Origin of the sequence: Streptomyces brevispora (assembly GCF_007829885.1) — a bacterium.
GTDB lineage: Bacteria > Actinomycetota > Actinomycetes > Streptomycetales > Streptomycetaceae > Streptomyces > Streptomyces brevispora.
The window spans coordinates 1325598-1346190 of the sequence record NZ_VIWW01000001.1 but is presented as its reverse complement, the minus strand read 5'-3'; the positions used below and the strand labels follow the sequence as shown (position 1 = coordinate 1346190).

Sequence of the window (20593 nt, the reverse complement as noted above, 5' to 3'; positions counted from 1 at the left end):
CGGACACCGAGCGTCGGGGACGCGGCGCGCAGGGAGGTCAGGGCCGTATGAACTGCGGCCCCTGCGGCGGCAGGACGAAATTCGGGTCCGGCGCGTACGCTGCCGCCGCCGCGGGCTGCGGATAGCCGTACGCGGGCTGCGCGGAGGCCGGCTGGGGGTAGCCGTAGGCGGGCTGCGGAGCCGGTGCGGGAGCGGCCGCGGTGGGCTGCGGATAGCCGTACGCGGGCTGCTGGTGCTGCACCGTGAGCTGCGCGTCCGGCCCGAGGGCCGGAGCGGGCGGGAACGCGGGAGCGGGTGGCAGCGGCGTCGGAGCGGGCTCGGCCGCGGCCTCCGCCTCGTCGACCGAGATGCCGAACGCGGTCGCGAGACCGACCAGTCCGGTCGGGTAGCCCTGCCCCACGGCCCGGAACTTCCAGCCATCGCCGCGCCGGTACAGCTCGCCGCAGATGATCGCGGTCTCCTCGCCGGTCTCCGGCCGCACGTCGAATACGGCGAGCGGCTCGCCGCCCGTCGTCGCCGCGTCGAAGAGCATGATGCACAGATCGCGCACATGCTCGAAGGCGGCTCCGTCGGAGGACGCGGCGATGACCACCTGGTCGACCGAGGGGTCGAGCGCGTTCAGGTCGGCCTCGATGGTGTCCGTCAGCCCCTCGCCGAGGCTCCGCTTCGGCAGCCGTCGTACCAGGCCGGAGGGGTGACGGGGCTGGTTGTAGAAGACGAAGTCCTCGTCCGAGCGCACACGGCCGCCGGAGCCGAGAAGCAGGGCCGAGGCGTCTACGTCGGGGACCCCGGCGCCCGGGGTCCAGCGCAGTACGGCCCGTACGGCCATGGCGTCGAGTGGGACGTTCGAACCTTTCACCATCGCGTGCGTCATGGCGGTCATCCTGCCTGCTGGCTCCCCCGCGGACAACGCGGGGGTCACAAGCGATGTCTCGGCGTCATGGCGGAAGCGCTCCCTCCGCACCGTATGGAACCGTCGCGAAATGGACGAGTTACCCGGAATTCATGTGGCCAGGGAACTGCCGACACCCGTCCGTACGTACTATTACCGGCCACACGTTGTCCGATCGGGCAGGTAGTACGGGGGGAATCGCATGCGTCATTTCGGGCATATCGCGCCCACTGTCAGGGACGGCCTGTTCTTCCAGCAGCCGTGCACCTTCGACGCCGACGCACCGGCCCGGGTGCTTTCGGCCGCGCTCGGAGCCACCCTCTACAGCCCGGCCACCCGGCCGAGACTTGCCGACGACGTCATCAAGCAGGCCGGCCGCGGAGTCGTCTCCATGGTGCTGTGCCTGGAGGATTCGATCGACGACTCCGAGGTGGCGGGCGCCGAGGAGAACCTGGTCGGACAGTTCGCCGAACTCGATGCGCGCGGCGGCGAACTGCCCCTGCTCTTCATCCGGGTCAGGGAACCGCACCAGATCACGGACCTGGTGCGCCGACTCGGCGATTCCGCCCGGTTGTTGTCTGGTTTTGTACTTCCGAAGTTCACACAAGAGCGTGGCGTGCCATTCATGGAGGCGCTCACCAAGGCCGAGAGCACCGGCGGCCGGCGGCTCTTCGCCATGCCCGTACTCGAATCGCCCGAGCTGCTCCATCTGGAGAGCCGCCAGGAGGCCCTCCGGAAGATCGCCACCACGGTCGACTCGCACCGGGACCGGATCCTCGCGCTGCGGCTCGGTGTCACCGACTTCTGCTCGGCGTACGGACTGCGCAGGGCGCCCGACATGACGGCGTACGACGTCCGGATCGTCGGCGACGTCATCGCGGACGTCGTCAATGTGCTGGGCCGGGCGGACGGCACGGGCTTCACGATCACCGGACCGGTGTGGGAGTACTTCCGGCTCCAGGAGCGCATGTTCAAGCCACAGCTGCGCCGCAGCCCCTTCCTGGAGGGCCGGGCCGAAGAGCTGCGGACGGCGTTGATCGAGCACGACCTGGACGGTCTGCTGCGGGAGATCGAGCTGGACCGGGCCAACGGCCTGCTCGGCAAGACCTGCATCCACCCGTCGCACGTCGCACCCGTGCACGCGCTGTCGGTGGTCAGTCACGAGGAGTTCAGCGACGCGCAGGACATCCTGCGGCCGGAGCTCGTGGGCGGCGGTGTGCTGCGTTCCGCGTACACGAACAAGATGAACGAAGTGAAGCCGCACCGGGCCTGGGCCGAGCGCACCTTGCAGCGGGCCGAGGTCTTCGGGGTGGCGAGGGAAGACGTGGGCTTCGTGGAACTGCTGGCCGCGAGCGTCGCGGAATGAGCCTGTTCCGGTGAAGGTGTTCAGGTGGCGGTGTTTCCGGTGACGGCGTTCTGGTGACGTCCTCCTGGTGACGGTTTCCGGATGGGCGTGACCCCGAGTGCGACCCGATGAGCGGGCGCACGGCGACGAAAGAGACGGCGAACGTGGTGTGGTCGGGTAGCTGGGTCGCGGAGCGGCTGGGCGTCGAGCTCGTGGGCGACGGCGAACTGCGTGAGCTGCTGGGCCTCGCCCTGCGGCGCAACCCCAAGCGAGCACATCTGCTCGTGTCCCAGGTGCTCGGCAAGCATGTGCCGCAGCACCCCTCGGTGGTCTACGGTGCCGGATTCGAGCTGGGCCGCCGGGTGCGGGAGCTGCTCGGGGAGGCAGGGGCGCGGCGAGCGGTCGTGCTCGGCTACGCGGAGACGGCCACCGGCCTCGGTCACGCGGTCGCCGACGGGCTCGGCACCGCACCGTACCTCCACTCGACGCGACGCCCCGTCGAGGGCGTGGCGCGGGCGGGCGGCTTCGAGGAGTCGCACTCGCACGCCACCTCGCACCTGCTGCTTCCGGAGGACCCGGACCTGCTGGCGGGGGACGTCGGCGGCGCGCGGGATGCCTGCGGCGCGGGTGACACACATGACACACGTGACGCACATGATGCGGGCGACGCACGTGATGCGGGCGACGTGAGTGGCGCGGGCGACGTGAGGGACGCGGGGGAGACGTACTCGTCCGACGCGGTACTCGTGCTCGTCGATGACGAGTTCTCCACCGGCAACACCGTTCTCAACACCATCCGCGCCCTGCACGAGCGCAACCCCCGCAACCGCTACGTCATCGTGGCCCTGGTCGACATGCGCTCGCCGGCCGACCACGGGCGACTGGCCGACTTCGCCGCGGAGATCGGCGCCCGCGTCGACCTGGTGGCGAGGAACTCCGGCACGGTCCGCCTCCCGGACGGCGTCCTGGAGAAGGGGCAGGGGCTGGTCACGGCGGAGGAGGTAGCGCAGGAGGATGAGAGGCGGGCGGGGGCGACACCGCGACCGGCATCCGGCGCCCCCCGCCCTTGCGCCCGGGTGGACCTCGGGTGGCCCGCCGGTGTGCCCGACGGCGGCAGGCACGGCTTCACCCCCGCGCACCGCGCCCGGCTGGAACCGGCGCTCCCCGCCATGGCCGACCGGATCGCCGACGCGCTGGACGACGGGGCGCGCCGCGTGCTGATCCTCGGCTTCGAGGAGCTGATGTACGCACCCCTGCGCCTGGGCGCCGCCCTGGAGGACCGCTCCGACATCGAGGTCCGGTTCTCCACCACGACCCGCTCGCCGGTCCTCGCGGTGGACGACCCGGGCTACGCGATACGCACCCGGCTGGTCTTCCCGGCCCACGACGACCCGGCAGACGGCCCCGGCGACCGGTACGCGTACAACGTCGCGGGCGCAGGGTTCGACGCGATCGTGGCCGTCGTGGACTCCACCGCGGACACACCCGAACTGCACGCCCCCGAAGGACTGCTGGCCCAGCTCGCCGCGCACACCGCCCAGGTCCTGCTCGCGGTCGTCCCCTCGTACATGCCGCCCGAGGCGATACCGACGGCGGCGACACCCGCGGCGGCCGGCGAGTCCGGAGTGCCGCTATCGTCCGCAGTCTCCTTGCCGTCCGCGGCCCCCGTACCGTCGTACGCCCCCGAACGCCAGGATGAACCCCGCATGCTGCCCGAGCCCCTCCGTGGCCCCGCCTTCTCCTCCTACGCGCCGGACGAGGTCGGCTGGCTGCTCCAGGATCTCTCGGACACCGAGCTGGAGGCGCCCACCGAGGAGCGCGAGGAGGCGATACAGAGCGGTGGCGCGCACTACGCCGAGTCGCTGCCCGTCGAGTACCAGCCGTCCGACCAGTACCAGGACCTGTTCAAGGCGGCCCTGGACCTGTCGGCCGCCCGTGTCGCCCGCGCCGTCGGCACCGTCACCGAGACCGTCCTCGCCGAGCGCGGCCCCCGTCCGGTGCTGGTCTCGCTGGCCCGGGCCGGCACCCCCGTCGGCGTCCTGATGCGCCGCTGGGCCCGCCACCGGCACGGCGTCGACCTGCCGCACTACGCCGTCTCGATCGTGCGCGGCCGCGGCATCGACGCCAACGCCCTGCGCTGGCTGGCCGCCCACCACAACTCGGCCGACATCGTCTTCGTCGACGGCTGGACCGGGAAGGGCGCCATCACCCGCGAACTGGCCGCTGCCATAGCCGAGTTCGAGGATTCCGGCGGAACGGAGGGCTTCAACCCGGAGATCGCGGTCCTGGCGGATCCCGGCGGCTGCGTCCGCACGTACGGCACCCGCGAGGACTTCCTGATCCCCTCGGCCTGCCTCAACTCCACGGTGTCCGGCCTGATTTCCCGTACCGTCCTCCGCTCCGACCTGGTCGGACCGGAGGACTTCCACGGTGCGAAGTTCTACCGCGAACTCGCCGGATCCGATGTCTCCGGCCACTTCCTCGACACCGTCGCCGACCGGTTCGGCGAGGTCGCCGACGCGGTCGACGCCGACGTCAAGGAGCTGCTCACCGCCGACCGCGCACCCACGTGGGAGGGCTGGGCCGCGGTGGAGCGCATCAGCGAGGAGTACGGCATCCACGACGTGAACCTGGTCAAGCCGGGCGTCGGCGAGACGACCCGGGTCCTGCTGCGCCGGGTCCCGTGGAAGATCCTCGCCAAGCGCGGCGCGGGCGCGGACCTGGAACACATCAGGCTGCTGGCCGAACAGCGCGGCGTACCGGTCGAGGAGGTCGCCGAACTCCCTTACACCTGCGTCGGGTTGATCCACCCCAAGTACACGCGCGGGGCGACCGGCGCGGACGGCAGGGCGGTGGAGTCCAAGTGACCTCCCCCGTCACACTGGTCGCCAGCGACCTCGACCGCACTCTCATCTACTCGGCGGCAGCCCTCCAGCTCCCGATGCCGGACGCGAAGGCCCCCCGGCTGCTCTGCGTCGAGGTGTACGACCACAAGCCGCTCTCGTACGTCACGGAGGAGGCCGCCGCACTGCTCGTCGAACTGGCCGGCTCCACGGTCTTCGTACCGACCACCACCCGGACCCGCGAGCAGTACCACCGCATCCATCTCCCGGGACCCGCGGCCCGGTTCGCGATCTGCGCCAACGGCGGACACATCCTCGTGGACGGCGAGTCCGACCCGGACTGGCAGCGGACGGTGACCCGCCGGCTGGCCGACGAGTGCGCCCCGCTCGCGGAGGTCCGCGCCCACCTCGTATCCGCCGCCGACCCCGCCTGGCTGCTCAAGGAGCGGGTCGCCGAGGACCTCTTCGCCTACCTCGTCGTCGACCGGGCACTGCTGCCTTCCGACTGGAGGCAGGAGCTGGCCGAGTGGGCGGAGCCGCGCGGCTGGACCGTCTCGCTCCAGGGCCGCAAGATCTACGTCGTACCGCGGCCGCTCACCAAGAGCGCGGCGATGCGCGAGGTCGCCCGTCGCACGGGCGCCACGCTCACGCTCGCCGCCGGTGACTCCCTCCTGGACGCCGACCTGCTGCTCGCCGCCGACCGCGGCTGGCGCCCCGGCCACGGCGAACTCGCCGACGCGCACTGGAGCGCCCCGCACGTGGAGGAGACCGCCGAGCGGGGCGTGGCCGCGGGCGAGGAGATCCTGCGGCGCTTCCTCCAGGCGTCGGACCCGCGCCGGCCCGTCTGATCCGGGGAGTGCCACGCCACCCGGCGCGCCGCGGAGTTCGCTCGAAGCGGCGCCGCCGGGCGACTACAGTCACCGCGTTCCCGCCCGCCCGGGGGAGCACTCGGCCGACCAGGGAGTTGCGATGACCAAGGGAAACGAAACCAAGATCACGGACGAGCTGTACGCGTACATGCTGGCGCACAACCCGCCGCTGGACCCGGTGCAGCGAGAGCTCGTCGAGACCACGTACGCCCGGCTCCCCGAGCATGCGGGCATGCAGTCGGCCGAGGAACAGGGCCCGTTGCTGGCCTTCCTCGTCCGGCTGACCGGAGCCCGTCACATCGTGGAGGTCGGAACCTTCACCGGCTTCTCCGCCCTGTCGATGGCCCGGGCGATGCCTGCCGACGGACTGCTGATCGCCTGCGACGTCTCGGAGGAGTGGACGGCCTACGGGCGTGAGGCATGGGAGAAGGCAGGAGTCGCCGACCGGATCGACCTGCGGATCGCCCCCGCCCTGGACACCCTGCGAGCGATGCCCGCCGAACCGCACATCGACTTCGCCTACCTCGACGCGGACAAGGGCAACTACATCGCGTACTGGGAGGAACTGGTGCCCCGGATGCGTCAGGGCGGCGTCATCACCTCGGACAACGTGCTCTTCCATGGCCGCGTGACCGAGCCGGAGGCGACCGGCGCAGCGGCGGCCATCAAGGAGTTCAACGACCACGTGTCCGCCGACCCGCGCATGGACAGCGTGCTGCTCACGGTGTCGGACGGCCTGACGCTCTCGCGCAAGCGGTAGCCGCGGCGGCGGTGCGGCACGGTGCGGCGCGTCCCCCACGTACGCGGGTATGTGCGCGGGGGGACGTACGTGGGTGTGTACCCGGGGTACGTCCCCCGGGTACGTACGGGGGCTGCCGGTCGGGTCAGCCGCAGCAGCCCCCACCGCAGCAACCGCCACCGCCACCGCCGCCCGACGGCGCGGACGGGGAGCCGGCCGCGCCGCCCACGGCGACGGCGGAGAGCAGCTTCACGGTGTCCTCATGCCCGGCGGGGCAGGAGGCCGGGGCGGAGGACTCGGCCATCGGGCGGCTGAGTTCGAACGTGTCTCCGCAGGAGCGGCAGCGGTACTCGTAACGAGGCATGCCCCCAGGCTATCCGCCGAGAGCGGATCCTAGGCAGTGGCAGTGGCAGTGGCAGTGGCAGTGGCAACGGCTACTGCCACGGCAATGGCTACGGCTCGGCAGGAAGGTCGGCTTTACAACCGCGGCCCGGAGGACGGCGGGACGACGGGCATCTCCTCGGGCGACCTCCGCAGACCGAGGCGCTCCTCATGCGCGGCCTCCTCGGGATGGCGGGTCCGCCAGTACGGGTTGTCGTGGGGGAGCCCGCCGCTGACGCGTCCGTACATCCCGAACAGCATCAGCAACAGCCCGGCGACGAAGCTGAACAGCACGTTCTGGATCTGGAAGGCGAGGAAGTTCATCCCGGTGTCCAGCAGCGCGAGGTTCGCGAAGCCGCTGAGGATGAAGGCGATGCCGAGGACCATGTTGAGGGACGAGGCGAAGTTGCCGCCGATCACCATCCCGATGAACAGCAGCAGCCCGACACAGATCGACAGCACGCTGAGCGCGCCGTTGGTGCTGAGGCCCGCGACGGTGTCACCGCCGGTGTCGAAGAAGCCGATCTTGTCGATCAGCCCGAGAATGCCGAAAGCCAGCAGCACCAGACCCATCAGCCCCGCCCCGACCCGGTAGACGCGGCTGAGCCGGTGGTCGACGGGCAGGTGCTCATCGAGGCGGGTGGCCCTGCGGTGGGCTGCGGGTCGTCGGGCGGGACGCAGTATGTGGGCGGCCATGGAGGGGCCTCCTTCGCGGGGTACTACCAGGATCGCGCTGCGGCGGGTGCGGCGCACGTCAGCGCTCACACGGCCGCGCGGAGCCGGTAGGCCCCGCGCACGGACACCCGGCGCACGAAGGAGCAGCATCCGGCCCGGCGGGGGACGACCGCCGTGCCGATCCCTGCGCGGGGAGCGGGTCAGATACCGGCCCCGCGCTCCCCGCGGATCTCGGAGACCACGCGCGCGGCGGTCTGCCGTACGCCTTCCGTCACCGTGAGGAAGTGCCAGTAGTCGGGATGGCGCCCCTCAAGACCGGCGACGGCCTGGTCGAGCCGGGCCACCGCGTCGTCCAGCGGACGGGCATGGCGCGGATCGGGGGTGTTGCGCCCGGCCATGGCCAGCCGCTGGGCGTCCCGGATCGCGAACCGGGTCCGCTGGATCTCCTGCTGCGGGTCCTTGGCCACCTCGTTCAGCCGGTGCAACCGGTCACCGGCCGCGGACACCGCCTCGTCCGTGGTGTTGAGCAGCGCTCGTACCGTACTCAGCCGGGAGGTCGCATCGGCCCAGCGCTGCTCGTCGCGCGCCTTGGCCGCCTCCTTCAGCTTCTCCTCGGCCTGGCGCACATTGACCGCAGCCTGCTCGGGCACGGGCTGGAGGTCCTGCCAGCAGGCGGCCGAGAACCGTCGCCGCAACTCGCTGAGCACGGGTTCGACGGAAGCGGAGCGGGTCGTCAACGCCTGTGCGCGCGTACGCAGCGTCACGAGCCGGCGATCGATCTCGGCGGCCCGCTCAGGCAACTGAGCAGCCTCGGCCCGTACGGCCTCGGCATCGCGCAACACCTGATCGGCACGCTGGAGAGTCTCGGCCACGCCGTGCCGGCCGGCGCCCTGGTTGAGCTTGGTCAGCTCGGGGGCGAGGGCGGCGAGCCGCGCGGCGAGATCATCCGCTCGCAGTCCGGACTGCCGCACCGCGTCGAGAGCATTGCTCGCGGAAAGGAGCGCCTGCCGCGCCCGTTCCACGGCGGGTGCGAGCCGTGCGAGCTGGGTCTCGGCGCTGCTGAGCAGCGGCCCGAGACCGGCCGCGAACCGGTCCAGCTCGACCTTGGCCCGGAGGAGATCGTCCTTGGCGGAGGACAGCTGGGCCCTGGCCTGCGTGGCGATCGACGGCTCAAGGTCGTCGCGATCCAGATCGTGTGCGTCGACGGCGGTGATGTAGGAGCGGCTGGCCTCGTCGATGCGCCGCCCCAGCGCCGCGAAGTCGTCGACGGCCTTGCGCGCGGCCGGGGAACTGTCCACCGCGGTGATCGTCTCGATCGAGATCCGAAGATCGCGCTGGGCCGTGTCCAGCTCGTAGAAGGCCGCGGCGGCGGCGTCCTTCGCGGCCTGCGCCTCGGCCCGCTGCCCCTCCCCGCGCCCGCCGAACCAGCGCCGTGTACCACCGCCGGCGAAGGCGGCCGGCAATGCGCCGACAAGCAGCGGCACCGGTAGCAGCATCAACGCGAGGACATCGCGGACATCTCTGACGGCGGAACTCGCACCCGCTCTCGCCTGCGGCTTCGCGTGTGTCGCCGTCACATCCCTCTCCCGTGCCGATTCGCCCTGCCCGGTACATTCTCCCACCAGGTAAGGACGAACACACGGGCCGGTTAGTTCGCGCTTCGCACCGTGACTTCGCCGTTGTTGCTCCGGGCCCTCACCACATGAGGGCTGTCGTCACTGCGCGGCACCTCCACCGACGTGTTCCCGTTGTCGGCCTCGGTGCTCACCGCGTACGACGTACTGCCGCCCGGCAGTTCGATGACGACCTCGCCGTTGTCACTGACGGTGTCCACCAGCGTCGGCACAGCCGTGAACCCCAGCCGCACCGCACCGTTGTCCGAGTCGGCCGTCACGGACGAACCGGAGATCCCCTCGGCGACGATGCCGCCGTTGTCGCTCCCCAGCTTCAGCGGCCCGCTGGAGTCGCGCACGGTCACCCTGCCGTTGTCGGAGCGCAGATCGAGCGGGGTGTCGAACCCGGACGCGACGATCCTCCCGTTGTCCCCGTGCACGGTGACCGCCACCCCGCGCGGCACCTTCACCTGATGCCTGGAGTCACAGTTACTGATCAAGGCCTCGCACTTCACCTTCAGCGTCAGCGTGCCGTCCCGCATGATCCAGCTCGGATCGGGCCCGTTCCCGAGCACCACCCACCCGTCGACCTGCCGGGTCACCTCGACCTTCTTCACATCGGCCGGTACGAGCTCCAGCGTCGTATTGGCCGTGTCGATGGTCAGCGTCTTCCCACTGAACGCGAACGACTTGTGCTCGACCGGTGCGTCGACGGCGTCCGTACTGCCGCAACCGGTGAGAGCAAGGGCGACAAGCACCGCTCCGCCGGACGCGATGAGTGTGCGGGTGCGAGCGCGGGTACGGGTGCGAGCGCGGGTACGGGTGCGGAGTGCCACGGTGATCGTTCCCCCAGGTCCTGCGACGGTCGGTTCGCCGCTCTGCGTGCCGGTTCACGGTATGCGCGAGCCGGTACCCCGGGGAATCGGGACGGCTACCGTATGCGGGGTGGGGATATCCCCCGCCTCCCCCGCACAGCTCCGGCGCCCTCCGACGGCTGCCGCCGGCAACCGTTTGTGACCGGGGGCCGTAGTCCATGTACGCTGTTGCCTCATTCACGGGTGCGTAGCTCAGGGGTAGAGCGCTGCTCTTACAAAGCAGATGTCGGCGGTTCGAAACCGTCCGCGCCCACCAGCCAAAACGCCCCCGCAGCGAGCCGCTGCGGGGGCGTTGACGGTAGTAGGTGACGGCAGTCCCTCGGCTGCGTCGCACTGAGATGAGCAGAAAACCTCCCCCCAGGTCAAGGCACTCGATCTGCTCGTCGCGCGCTCTCCGGCTCACCGTCGGGGTCCTGCGCTCCTGTCTCCGCCCCGCTCTGGGCCCCGGCCACGTCGATCGCGCAACCAGAGCGAGGAATCCTGATCGGGGGAAACGACAGGCACGAGACCCTGAACCCCATTCACCCAGGCCAGCGGTGTGATCTCGGCTACGTGCGCAACCATGCAGCCTTGCAGCTGCCGACCGACGCCCGGCCCCGGTGCGCAGCCGCCCCCGGCGCTCTGACGGCGCCGGGGGCGGCTGCCTCGCGTACGGTCAGCCGATCTTCTCGGCCGGCCCCACGGACAGGTATGTCCGGCGATCGATCAGGCCGAGGTGCCCCTTGGTCGACGTCTGCGTCGCCTCCAGGAGCAGGCTCGTCTTGGGGTCGACGATCGTACGGTCGCTGCTCGAGATCCCGTTGAACGCCAGCTCCGTACCTTCGCGACCGGCGCTGTCCTTGACATTGCCGACGAGCTTGACTCCGTTCATCCCGGCCAGCGCCTTGAACAGGGCGGCGCGCAGCTGCGGGCTCGCCGGTGACTCCGCGAGCAGGCTGCTCGCCTGGAGGAAGGCGCTCTGGCCTGCGTACTCCTTCGAACTCTCCATGATCTCCAGCAGCTTCGCCGGGTCTGTGGGCAGCTGGTCCAGGCCGTTCCAGTCGACGGTCTTCGACCCGAGGCGCCAGCCGGAAGCGGGCTTCTTGAAGGTCTGGCCGCCGTCCACGATGTGGTACCCGGATCGCGAGATGTACTCGTCGAACGTGCTGGACTTGCCGTTCTCGTACGTCACCTTCATGTGCATCTTCCAGTACTGCCCGGACGGCATCGGCCCGGCTGCGGCCACTGCGGCGGTGTCGGTCAGGAAGGTTGCGGCACTGATGGTCTTGGCCTGCTGCGGGGCCTGTGCCGTCGGCGATCCCGCGCCCTGGTTCGTGTACACCACGACGCCGGCCGCGCAGGCGGCCGCCACGAAGGCCGTCGCTACGATCCGCCGGCCGGACGCGAGGCGGCGGCGACGGAGCGGGGTCACCACCGCCTCGTCCTGCGCAGCCGCCCGGACCGCCACCATGGCCTGGGCGAGCGCCTGCGGGGAGGGGAGCTCTACGTGGCCCGCGGCCTGGAGCGCCTCGGTGCCGGGGAAGTCGAGAAGATCCTGTCGCTCGGTCATGCTGGTCCCTTTCGGATCGTACGTTTCGGGGGTGCTCTGGGTCATGTCAGGTCTCCGGTCACCGTCAGCTGCCGCGATGCCGGACGGGGTGGCGCGAGGCGTTCGCGGAGCCGACCCCGTGCACGGTGCAGGCGGGAGCGGGCGGTGCCGGCGGGGATGCCGACAGCGGCGGCGGCTTCGGTCGGCGTCAGCTGCTCCCACGCGACGAGCAGCATCAACTCCCGCTCCTCGGCGGGCAGATCGGCGAGCGCTTCACGCAGTGCGGGAGCCAGCGCGGCGGCGTCCAGCCGCTGGTCCACCGCCTGCCAGGGGTCGCTGGCGGCGGCAGCCGGCGCGGTCGCGTCCCGCCCGGTGCGTCGGAAGTGCCCGGCCAGTACGTTCCGGGCCACCCCGAAGAGCCAGCCCCGGGCCGATCCGCGTGAGGCGTCGAAGGTGCGCCGCGCGGCGAACGCCTGCAGCCACGCCTCGGCCAGCAGGTCATCGGCGGCGCCGGGGACGCGCCGGGCGAAGTAGCCGTGCAGCGCGGGCGAATACTTCTCCACCAATGGTGTGAACGTCGCCGCGTCACTCGCCGCGTGTGTCAACTGGGCGTCGCTGTCGCGGTCGCGGTCGTTGTGATCCGGGTCCACAGAGTCTCCGTCTCCGACCGCCCGGCGGCGGTCTCACCCCTTACTTGTCGTCCACTCCGGCGAGCGTTCGCGCCGCATTGAGGTGCGGACAGCGGCGCTGGGGCCGGCGCGGGCCGATGCGGTCCGGCTCTGGTGCAGGCGCTTTCACGATCTCCTGCACCACATAGGCACCCTGATGGCCCCAGGCGACACCAGCACGGCATGTGGTACACGTGACGGTGTGGCCGACCCAAGCGCGGTAAGTGGCCTCGCTGGAGGCCGGTTTGATCGTCAGCATGGTGCGTGGTTCTTCCAGCAGGTGCGGCAGGAGCGGGGGAACCAGACCACCAGGGAGCCGTGCACATCGATCGTTCGAGGCCCGAAATCGTGGGCGCTCTCGGACGAAAGAGACACCACACACCAGATGCGGCGCGCGCCTCTCTGCTGTTCCTCGTGCAGGGTCGCCGGGTCAGGCAGAAGAACTGCGGCGGCGGTATGCGGGGTCACGGTCGGCTCCCGTCGGTGGCTGGTGCAGTCATGGTGGGGGCACGCAAAGGCCCCGACTATCACGGGATGGTGATAGTCGGGGCCAGAGATGTACGGTGCGTCAGACTCCCAGCCAGGAGCCGTACGAGAGGAAGCTGTCCGGGAGTTGTCGCTTCGCTGCCTCCAGCCCGTCGTACGTCTCCCGCACCGTCTGGTGATAACGGGCCTGCTGCGGAGCTGCCTTCCGTGCACGCAGCAGATTCGCGAAGGCGTCATCCAGCGACCCGTCCCACATCTGTGCACGCGCAAGTTCCGCGAAGTGGTGACTCTTTCGTGAGGCCGGCCACGTCCTCGGCACGGCGATGGTCCGGCCGACCTGTGCGGCCTGCCCGTACTCGTCGAGCTCGGCCAGCACGGACACCCGGTGCACGGACACATTCGTCGGGCCGAAGCTGAGCCAGTGGACATCCGACGCGTCACCCGTGACCGCGGCGATGCGGGCTGCCTCGTCCAGGTGCCCGTCCGCTGCTGCCCGGTCCTGCGCCCGCCCGGCCATCACCGCGGCGCCGAGGTGGAGTTGCCCAGTGAGCACGTCGCGCTCACGGCCCGGGGCCGCCTGGTCCAGGACGCCGAGCCCCATGCGGATCAGTCGGTCCCCAGTGCGGTACTGCCCGGACCGGAGGTAGGTGAGGGCGCGCATGTATCGGTACATGCCGCCGACGACGGCGCCGGATCCGCGCTCGGCCGCCCACTCCATTCGGGACAGGGCGATCGTCGCGAGGTCGGACAGGGCTTTCTGTGTGAGGTGGCGTTCGAGGCGCAGCCGCTTGATGCGTGCGCCAGTGTGGTCATGGGGCAGAGCGTGCATACTGAACTCCGTTCTGACTCGACACCAGAACGGTACCCGCCGCCACGGTGACCGGTACCTCCGAAGGCCCCATCTCCCCCGTGGCGATGGGGTCTTCGCGCGCTCCAGGCACGACGAAGCGCCCCTGCCGCCGACCGTAGCCAGGACAGGGGGCGTGGCGTGGTCAGGCTCCGGTACGCATGGGCTCGCGGACAAGCTCTGGGCGGCGACGACACCGGTGAACCTGACTGACACTCCAGGCTTCTGACCTGGACCTGAGTCCTGAACAGGGGCTGGGACCTTCTGCGTGAGCGGCGAGTGAGCGGGCGTGCCAACGATCTTGTTTGAGCGCTGCAGCGGATCCAGTCGCGCGGTGGCTTCCGCGACTTCCTCGTCGGCCTGCGGCGCTGGGCAGGCCGGACGAGTACACGTCCGCAGACGTCACGCCGTGGACGGCACCTTGGGCTTACGCAGGGCCAGGACGAGGGCCAGAACCCAGCCCAGGAACGTTGCGCCGAAGATCACGTTGATGACCAGGACGAGCCATCTGTTGTCCGTCCCTCGGTTGAACGCGACCAGCGACGGAAGGAGGTAGACCACAAGGCCTATCAGGGCGATCAGCCCAGTCACCACGATGTCCATGCGATCTCCTGCACCTTGGGGCGGATGCGGATTCAGCCGGGTCGCTCGGCACTCGCCATATTTCCCCGTCCCGCGACTGGACCGTAGGCCCGGGCCCGAAGTGCTGCCGGCCGCATGATCTGCGGACAGGCTCTGAGGCGCTGCGGGAAGCGGCCGATCGTCCTGTGGGCGCCGGGCGGCCGAGTCAGGCGCACACTGGCCCTATGGCCCTACCCAAAACGCATCATTGCTCGGCCTGCGCGGACGGTGCCGCGCCGGAGTCAGTCCTTCACGAAGACCTTGTCGTCGGAGCGCCGCTGTCCATGGAAGATCTCACTGACGCGCAGCGCCTCGAACGGTTCGCCCACAAGTATGCGCACGACGGATGCCAGGTCACAGAGGTCCGGCGGGTCCCGCACGACAACCTGAGCGGCTACGCCTGGTCCGTCCGCTTCATCGAGAGTCCGTGACAAATCGGTGACCGGTCGGCTCCGGAGAGCCGGCCGGCAGAGCGCCCCGGCCGGGCCGCCCCGCCTCTCCACCCCCCAGTAGGCCGTAAGGGCCGCCGAGGTTGTCATCGCCCTCGAGGCTCTGTGCGGCAGATCGGCTTCCGGAGCACGGTGACCGGGGGCGATCATGCTGTTGAGCGAGTGGCCGCTCCGGTGGATTGGGGACCTTGGTGAACAGCGCGGTGTTGGTGCACGGCCTCTATCACGACCCCCGGCACTTCGATCTGGTCGTACGGGAGTTGCGTGCCGACGGAGTCGAGGTGGCCGTTCCGGAACTGCATCGTGGCTCGCTTCCGGCCGACACCGAAGCCGTACAGGCGGCCGTTGATGCCATGGGAGAGCCGCCGGTGGTTCTGGGTCACTCCTACGGCGGGTCGGTCATCACCGGTCTGACGGGCGTTGGCCACCTGGTGTATCTGGCCGCCTTCGTGCCGGCTGAGGGTGAGAGCGCGGCCGGTCTCGGTGGTTCGAGCGAGCTGCTCGGCTCTTCCGTCGTGCGGGACGGAGACGGCCGCACCCACGTGGACCCGGCGACAGCCGTGGAAGTGTTCTACGACGACGCCCCGATCGAGCGTGCGACCTGGGCGGCGTCGCTGCTGCGGCCCCAGGGGCCGGGATGCGGGCGAGGCGTGCCGCAGCGCCGAGCCTGGCAGAGCACGCCCTCCACGTACGTCATCTGCGCCCGGGACCGCGCGATCGACCCCGGTCTGCAGCGGGCGATGAGCAGGCGTTGTTCCAGCGCGCTGACCTGGCACACGAGCCATTCGCCCTTCGTCAGCGAGCCCGGGAGAGTCGCTGCCGTTCTGCGGAGCTTGCCGCGTCCCGGGGGCGGTCGCCTCAGCGCAGTGCCGCGGTGAGCGCGGCGCGGTGCGCGGGTGGGATGCGGGTACGTCGGATCAGGCGGGTGTGAACCGTCGGCCGGACGGTGCGCATGAACGGCATCCGGTCGAGCGGTCCTGCGTAACACGCGCCGATTCCGTAGAGCGTGCCGGTTCGCAGCGTGACCCGCCCGCCCGAGATCTGCTCGACCTCACACGCGATCGCGTAGCCGTGGCGGAGCTCGTCCGCGCGTGGTCGGGAGGAACCGGGTCGGTTCCTGCATCGGTTCGGCACCTGTCAGGTGCTGCTGGTTCGCCTCGCTCCCGGCTGATGCTCGTCCGGGAGCGACTTCCCGAGGCGGGCCAGCGGGGACAGGGCCATGAACAGCGGGGACAGCGCCATGGCGACTGCGGTGAGGAGCAGGCTCGTGCGCAGCCCCCACCGAACGGCCAGGAAGCCGCCCAGCAACGAGCCGAGCGGTGTCAGCCCCATGCCCACGAAGTTGATCGTCGCCACCACCCGGCCCTGGAGCCGGAGGGGCGTGACGGCCTGCCGTACGGCCATCGCCGTGACGTTGACCAGCTGACTGAACGTACCGAAAAGGAAGTTGACCCCCATGAGCGCGGGAAGTGTGACAGCGGTGGAACCGTGCAGTGCCGGTACGCACAGCATCACGCCGTCGGCCACTACCGCCGATGCCACCAGCACCGGGCCGAACCCGAATCTCCCCGGCAGCCTCGCCGCCAGCAGCGACCCCACGACTGCTCCGGGTCCCGTCGCCGCGAGCGCCAGGCCGACAGCCGTGCCCGACAGATGCAGTCCGCGGGGCAGGTGGAGCAGGTAGACGGTCATCAGGGCGGCGAAGGAGAACTGGTAGAGCGCCGAGGCCAGCCCCACGGCCCGCAACGAGCTGTTGCTGACGACGAATTGGAGACCCTCGTGGATCTGCCGCCAGATGCGAGCGGGTCCTCCGGAACGCTCCGGAAGCGGCTCGCTCCTGCGGATCCGGCAGATCGAGACGGACGACACCACGAAGAAGAACGCACCGGTGAGGGTGGCGAGCGGTGCCGAGAGCAGTGATACCAGCGTGCCGCCGAGCGCGGGGCCGCCGATCTGCGCCGCTGACCTGCTGCCCTCCAGCGCACTGTTGCCCTGCGCCAACTGGGCCCGGTCCACGAGCCGTACGAGCGAGGCCTGGTACGCCACGTCGAAGAACACGCTCAGTACGCCGACGAGCAGAGCGGCCACGAACAGTGCGGGCAGTCCGAGGACGCCGAGCAGATACGCGGCGGGGACCGCTGCCATCCCCAGCGCCCGGCCGCAGTCGGCCAGGACCATCACCGTGCGGGAGCGCCTGCGGTCCACCCATGCGCCGGCGAAGAGCGAGAGCAGCAGGATCGGCGCCTGCTCCACCGCGCGCAGGGCGCCGAGTTGACCGGGCCCCGCGTCGAGAGACACCACGGCGACGAGCGGCAGGACCACCTGACCGGCCTGCGCCCCGAACTGCGACGCGGTCTGGCCCACCCACAGCCTGCGGAAGTCGGCATCCCGCCACAGACTCGGCGGAGCCGGGCGGCAAGGGGGAGGGGGAGAGGGATGCGGCTTGTCGGAGGTTCTGTCCGGAGAAGCGGACGGCACAATGACTCCCTGAGCTGCGGAAGGCAGGACTCGCCCGACGGCGCACGAAGAAGTGCACCGCCGAATCGGGCGGGAAAGGCTCGCTGTGCCGCAGAGTCGGACGGAGTCAGAGGCAGCACGCGATGACGGGTCGATCACGACCTGCAGCGTCAGCGCGCGCTCGGGCGACCGGGCATCTCAACTCCTCAAGAATCACTGGGTGGTCGAAGGCTAGTCGCCGATCCTCTCCGGCGGGAGTGAATAACGGCCGGTCGCCGGGCGGACTCGCCAAGCGACTGCGGAACCTTCGCAGGGACGAACCGGCGAACCGGTGGTGGCCACTGGCGGCCACCACCGGCCCACCAGCGGTCATCGCCTCCAGAACAGGAGGTGGGTGACTCCGCTGGGGCTCGGCACCGAATCGACGTGGAAGCGGTCGAGCAGGTCGGTGTGGCTCTCCCACAGGCGTTCGCCCCGGCCCAGGTCGACGGGCGCGACCGCGACGTGCATCGTGTCGACCAGATCGGCCTCAAGGAACTCGCGGATGGTCGCGACCCCGCCACCGAGGCGCACGTCCCGGCCGCCGGCGGCCTCCTTCGCGCGTGCCAGCGCCTCGGTGGCTCCCGACGTCACCCGAGCTGTCGATCCGTGCCCGGCTCCTCGCTCGCGGCGGCCCCGAAATGGGGGAGAGGTTCATGGACGAGCTCCGCGCCATGCACCTCGAAGGCCGTCCTCAACGTGCCGACGGCGTCCTCGCCGAACTCACCCTGGCCTACGAACGCGCTGTTTCCGAAGGCTGAACGGCGCTGGACGGCACCGAGCGTCAGCGGGTGTTGTGGGGCGACGCCGGATGCTGACGTCGGACGTCGACGCCGGACGTCACCGGCTGCCGGTGGGGCGATCCAGCGTGTAGACCGTGACCGGGTTGCCGTTCAGCTCGTCCTGCCGACGCGGCGCGAAGCCGAGGCGCTCGGCCACCTTCACCGACGGCATGTTGCCCGGCCGGATGAGGGCGGTGAAGTAATCGGCTTCGAGCGTGGCGAAGCCCCGGTCCAGGCACGCCTGCGCCGCCTCCGTCGCGCATCCGCGCCCCCAGCACTCCGCCCGCAGGGTCCATCCCAACTCGACCTCGTCGAACTGCTGCCAGTACTGCAGACCGGTTCGGCCGATGAACTCGCCGCTCGACCGGAGCTCCACCGCGCACAGGCCATGACCCCGCTCGGCCCACTGCCGCTCGATATCGGCGAGCCGTTCCAGCGCCTGCTGACGGGAGTAGGCCCCGACGAATCGATTGACCTCCGGATCGGCGTGGAGCTCGACGAAGGCATCGACGTCCGAGATCTCAAGAGGCCGCAGGGTGAGTCGCTCCGTCTCGATCATGCCTCCGAGCGTAGTTCCCGGGCCATCTGCGTACACACCGTCTCGCATCGGCGAACCGAGCCGTCCGGGGCCGATTCGTCCCAGGAATCGGGCTGTCGGCCGTACGCCACGTATCCCAGGCGCTCGTACAGTGCGCGGGCCCGCGGGTTGTTCTCCTCCACGCCGAGTTCGGCCCGTCGCAGGCCGCGGGAGGTGATCCGGCGTTCGGCGGCGCCGATCAGGAACCTGCCGATCCCGCAGGACTGAAGCGCGGGATGGACCGCCAGTTGCATCAGCGTGCCCGCGCCCCTCCGGGCGCCGTAGTCGATCCCGCCGATCGCCACCGGGACACCCGACGGCGGACACACCGCCAGGTAGTCCACCTCGCCGCGCCGGGCCCGTGCCAGTTGTCCCGCGACGTTCTCCAGGTGGAGCGGCGAGCCCGACCACCCGCAGGACTCCAGATCACCGGGAAGCAGATCGCGGGCCGAGAGTCTCAGCACGACGTCGGTCATCGTCACCACACCTCCGAACCACACTTCCGAACCACATCTGCGGACCACATCTGTGACGGTCAAGGATTCCGTCCGGCAGACGCCCGTGCCAAGTGGATTTTTCCCCGGCCGCACCGGGCACCGCCCTCACCCCTTCGGCTGCGCCCAAGTGGCCGCCGCCGAACGTGCCGACCAGGGTCGGTCTGACGTGCAGTCCCACCGGACAAGGAGTTCCCATGGCACAGTCAGCGCCCACGTCGGGCACCTCCCATTCGCGCGCGACCGATTCGAGGGGCGGTAACCCCTGGGCGGCCGGCGGGACCATGTTCGCCGGAATCCTGCTCATGGTCGACGGTGTTCTGGACATACTCAAGGGCATCGCCGGAATCGTGTCCAACGACGTCTACGCGCGGATCAACGACTACGTCTTCAAGTTCAACGTGACGGCCTGGGGCTGGGTCCACGTCGGCCTCGGCATCATCCTCGTCCTCGTCGGCTGGGGAATCCTCAGGGGCGTCGGCCTGGCCCGCGGGATAGGCGTGGGGCTGGCGGCGCTCAACATGATCGCCAACTTCATGTGGCTGCCCTACCAGCCGATCTGGGCCGTCATCTCCCTCGCGATCGACACCTTCGTGATCTGGGCCCTGTGCACGGATCGCTCGAAGGCGCTCATCTGACGGGCACCGGCAACGGTACGACGGCGGCACCGGCCATGGAGTCGGCCCGTCGGCGGCGATGGCGGTTGCCTGGGTCCGGGGGCATCCGCCATCGCCGCCGAACCTGCCGAGCCCGATTGGGGACACCTTGATCGTCGACGCCGAGGATCTTCGGACGCCCTGCTGAGAGGCCCGTGAACCAGCGGTGGCCGCGCTCTCGGTCGACGCGGCCCGTGTCGATGGCCTGCTGCATGTTGCGGCCGAGGCCCAGCGTGTGGTCCGCCTCCTGGAAGTCACGGAAGACCGGTGTCGTTGCGAGCACGGTTTTCACCCGGAAGCCCGCTTCGAGCCGCGCCTTCACCCGCTACACCACCGAAAAAGCGGTCCGCAACGCGACGATCGGACGGAGCCTCGCGCGTCTCGCCGAACAAAGGCCGATCCGGGCACCGGGCCGGGTTACGCGATGGAGTTGCGCAAGGGCGTCCGCGGGTTCGGCGACGTGCATGAGGACTCGGTCGATCTTGGCCCGGTCCACCGTTCCGGGCTCGACGGGGAGGTCATGCACGTCGCCTTCGCCGATCTCCACCTGGTGCAGGCCGTCCGTGCGTTCCCGGGCCCGGGTGAGCATGGCTTGGTCACGGTCGACACCGATCACGGTGCCGCTGTCACCCACGCGTTCCGCCGGCGCCGGCAGATCGGTGCCCGGGCCGCACCCCATGTTGATCTGCTCCCGTTGACTCAGCCGGCAGGTCCCGGCCGTGGATCGGGTGCCTCCCCAAGGGGCCGTCGATTTTCT

At 70.3% G+C, this 20593-nt stretch carries 19 protein-coding genes, 1 tRNA gene and 2 pseudogenes; 7 read left to right on the top strand and 15 right to left on the bottom strand.

Features of this window, described 5'->3' with window-relative positions; genetic code table 11:
• Positions 1-37: 37 nt before the first annotated feature.
• Entirely contained in the window at positions 38-874 is an 837-nt protein-coding gene (locus FHX80_RS06300; protein ID WP_145763292.1) for a TerD family protein, read from the bottom strand.
• Positions 875-1094: 220 nt separating this feature from the next.
• Between FHX80_RS06300 and FHX80_RS06295 the strand changes: the two genes are divergently transcribed.
• The 4 genes from FHX80_RS06295 to FHX80_RS06280 all read left to right on the top strand — a co-directional run bounded on the left by FHX80_RS06295 (position 1095) and on the right by FHX80_RS06280 (position 6709).
• Positions 1095-2258 carry an HpcH/HpaI aldolase/citrate lyase family protein gene (locus FHX80_RS06295; protein ID WP_145763291.1) on the top strand — a complete coding sequence of 388 codons (1164 nt, stop codon included), beginning with the start codon at positions 1095-1097 and terminating at the stop codon, positions 2256-2258.
• Between the two features lie 107 nt (positions 2259-2365).
• The gene (locus FHX80_RS06290) at positions 2366-5104 is read left to right on the top strand and encodes a phosphoribosyltransferase (RefSeq protein ID WP_145763290.1); all 2739 of its coding nucleotides are present in this window, start codon (positions 2366-2368) and stop codon (positions 5102-5104) included.
• A complete protein-coding gene (locus FHX80_RS06285) occupies positions 5101-5928 on the top strand; it encodes an HAD family hydrolase (protein WP_145763289.1) in 828 nt (275 codons plus the stop codon). Before FHX80_RS06290 ends, FHX80_RS06285 begins: the two co-directional genes overlap by 4 nt.
• A 121-nt stretch (positions 5929-6049) precedes the next feature.
• Entirely contained in the window at positions 6050-6709 is a 660-nt protein-coding gene (locus tag FHX80_RS06280) for an O-methyltransferase (RefSeq protein ID WP_145763288.1), read from the top strand.
• A gap of 124 nt (positions 6710-6833) precedes the next feature.
• On the opposite strand, the gene FHX80_RS06275 is transcribed toward FHX80_RS06280, so the two are convergent.
• From FHX80_RS06275 to FHX80_RS06260, 4 genes are all read right to left on the bottom strand, one after another.
• Positions 6834-7052: an FmdB family zinc ribbon protein gene (locus tag FHX80_RS06275; protein ID WP_145763287.1), complete on the bottom strand. Its 219-nt coding sequence runs from the start codon at positions 7050-7052 to the stop codon at positions 6834-6836.
• A 113-nt stretch (positions 7053-7165) separates the two neighbouring features.
• The gene (locus FHX80_RS06270; protein WP_145763286.1) at positions 7166-7765 is read right to left on the bottom strand and encodes a DUF4383 domain-containing protein; all 600 of its coding nucleotides are present in this window, start codon (positions 7763-7765) and stop codon (positions 7166-7168) included.
• Between the two features lie 179 nt (positions 7766-7944).
• Positions 7945-9321: a hypothetical protein gene (locus FHX80_RS06265; protein ID WP_145763285.1), complete on the bottom strand. Its 1377-nt coding sequence runs from the start codon at positions 9319-9321 to the stop codon at positions 7945-7947.
• Between the two features lie 71 nt (positions 9322-9392).
• The gene (locus FHX80_RS06260; RefSeq protein WP_425281675.1) at positions 9393-10193 is read right to left on the bottom strand and encodes a DUF4097 family beta strand repeat-containing protein; all 801 of its coding nucleotides are present in this window, start codon (positions 10191-10193) and stop codon (positions 9393-9395) included.
• 220 nt (positions 10194-10413) lie between these two features.
• On the opposite strand from FHX80_RS06260, the gene FHX80_RS06255 reads away from it, so the two are divergent.
• Positions 10414-10488: transfer RNA gene (locus tag FHX80_RS06255), tRNA-Val, on the top strand.
• 399 nt (positions 10489-10887) lie between these two features.
• Here the strand turns inward: FHX80_RS06255 and FHX80_RS06250 are convergent.
• The 4 genes and pseudogenes from FHX80_RS06250 to FHX80_RS06235 all read right to left on the bottom strand — a co-directional run bounded on the left by FHX80_RS06250 (position 10888) and on the right by FHX80_RS06235 (position 14364).
• On the bottom strand, positions 10888-11781 hold the full coding sequence (locus tag FHX80_RS06250; protein WP_145763284.1) for a CU044_5270 family protein: 894 nt from the start codon (positions 11779-11781) through the stop codon (positions 10888-10890).
• 41 nt (positions 11782-11822) lie between these two features.
• Positions 11823-12410, bottom strand: coding sequence for an RNA polymerase sigma factor (locus FHX80_RS06245; RefSeq protein ID WP_244318147.1), 588 nt, complete (start codon positions 12408-12410; stop codon positions 11823-11825).
• 586 nt (positions 12411-12996) lie between these two features.
• Positions 12997-13659, bottom strand: a pseudogene (locus FHX80_RS06240) (transcriptional regulator); the annotation flags it as partial.
• 504 nt (positions 13660-14163) lie between these two features.
• On the bottom strand, positions 14164-14364 hold the full coding sequence (locus FHX80_RS06235) for a superinfection immunity protein (protein ID WP_145763282.1): 201 nt from the start codon (positions 14362-14364) through the stop codon (positions 14164-14166).
• 658 nt (positions 14365-15022) lie between these two features.
• Here FHX80_RS06235 and FHX80_RS06225 point away from each other — a divergent pair.
• Complete coding sequence (locus tag FHX80_RS06225; RefSeq protein WP_145763280.1) at positions 15023-15709, top strand: alpha/beta hydrolase; 687 nt, start codon at positions 15023-15025, stop codon at positions 15707-15709.
• Positions 15710-15968: 259 nt separating this feature from the next.
• On the opposite strand, the gene FHX80_RS06215 is transcribed toward FHX80_RS06225, so the two are convergent.
• The 4 genes and pseudogenes from FHX80_RS06215 to FHX80_RS06195 form a co-directional block, all read right to left on the bottom strand.
• Complete coding sequence (locus tag FHX80_RS06215) at positions 15969-17228, bottom strand: MFS transporter (RefSeq protein ID WP_145767108.1); 1260 nt, start codon at positions 17226-17228, stop codon at positions 15969-15971.
• 429 nt (positions 17229-17657) lie between these two features.
• Positions 17658-17897, bottom strand: a pseudogene (locus FHX80_RS06210) (dihydrofolate reductase family protein); the annotation flags it as partial.
• A gap of 270 nt (positions 17898-18167) precedes the next feature.
• Positions 18168-18668, bottom strand: a complete 501-nt coding sequence (locus FHX80_RS06200) for a GNAT family N-acetyltransferase (RefSeq protein WP_145763279.1) — start codon at positions 18666-18668, stop codon at positions 18168-18170.
• The gene (locus FHX80_RS06195; RefSeq protein WP_145763278.1) at positions 18665-19162 is read right to left on the bottom strand and encodes a GNAT family N-acetyltransferase; all 498 of its coding nucleotides are present in this window, start codon (positions 19160-19162) and stop codon (positions 18665-18667) included. The genes FHX80_RS06200 and FHX80_RS06195 overlap by 4 nt, the downstream gene beginning before the upstream one ends.
• A gap of 215 nt (positions 19163-19377) precedes the next feature.
• Between FHX80_RS06195 and FHX80_RS06190 the strand changes: the two genes are divergently transcribed.
• Positions 19378-19818 (top strand): DUF7144 family membrane protein, encoded by a 441-nt coding sequence (locus tag FHX80_RS06190; RefSeq protein WP_145763277.1) that lies wholly within the window; start codon positions 19378-19380, stop codon positions 19816-19818.
• On the opposite strand, the gene FHX80_RS35495 is transcribed toward FHX80_RS06190, so the two are convergent.
• Entirely contained in the window at positions 19811-20158 is a 348-nt protein-coding gene (locus FHX80_RS35495) for a hypothetical protein (protein ID WP_244318146.1), read from the bottom strand. The genes FHX80_RS06190 and FHX80_RS35495 overlap by 8 nt on opposite strands.
• A 3-nt stretch (positions 20159-20161) precedes the next feature.
• On the bottom strand, positions 20162-20539 hold the full coding sequence (locus FHX80_RS35490) for a methyltransferase domain-containing protein (RefSeq protein ID WP_280118771.1): 378 nt from the start codon (positions 20537-20539) through the stop codon (positions 20162-20164).
• Positions 20540-20593 lie beyond the last annotated feature (54 nt).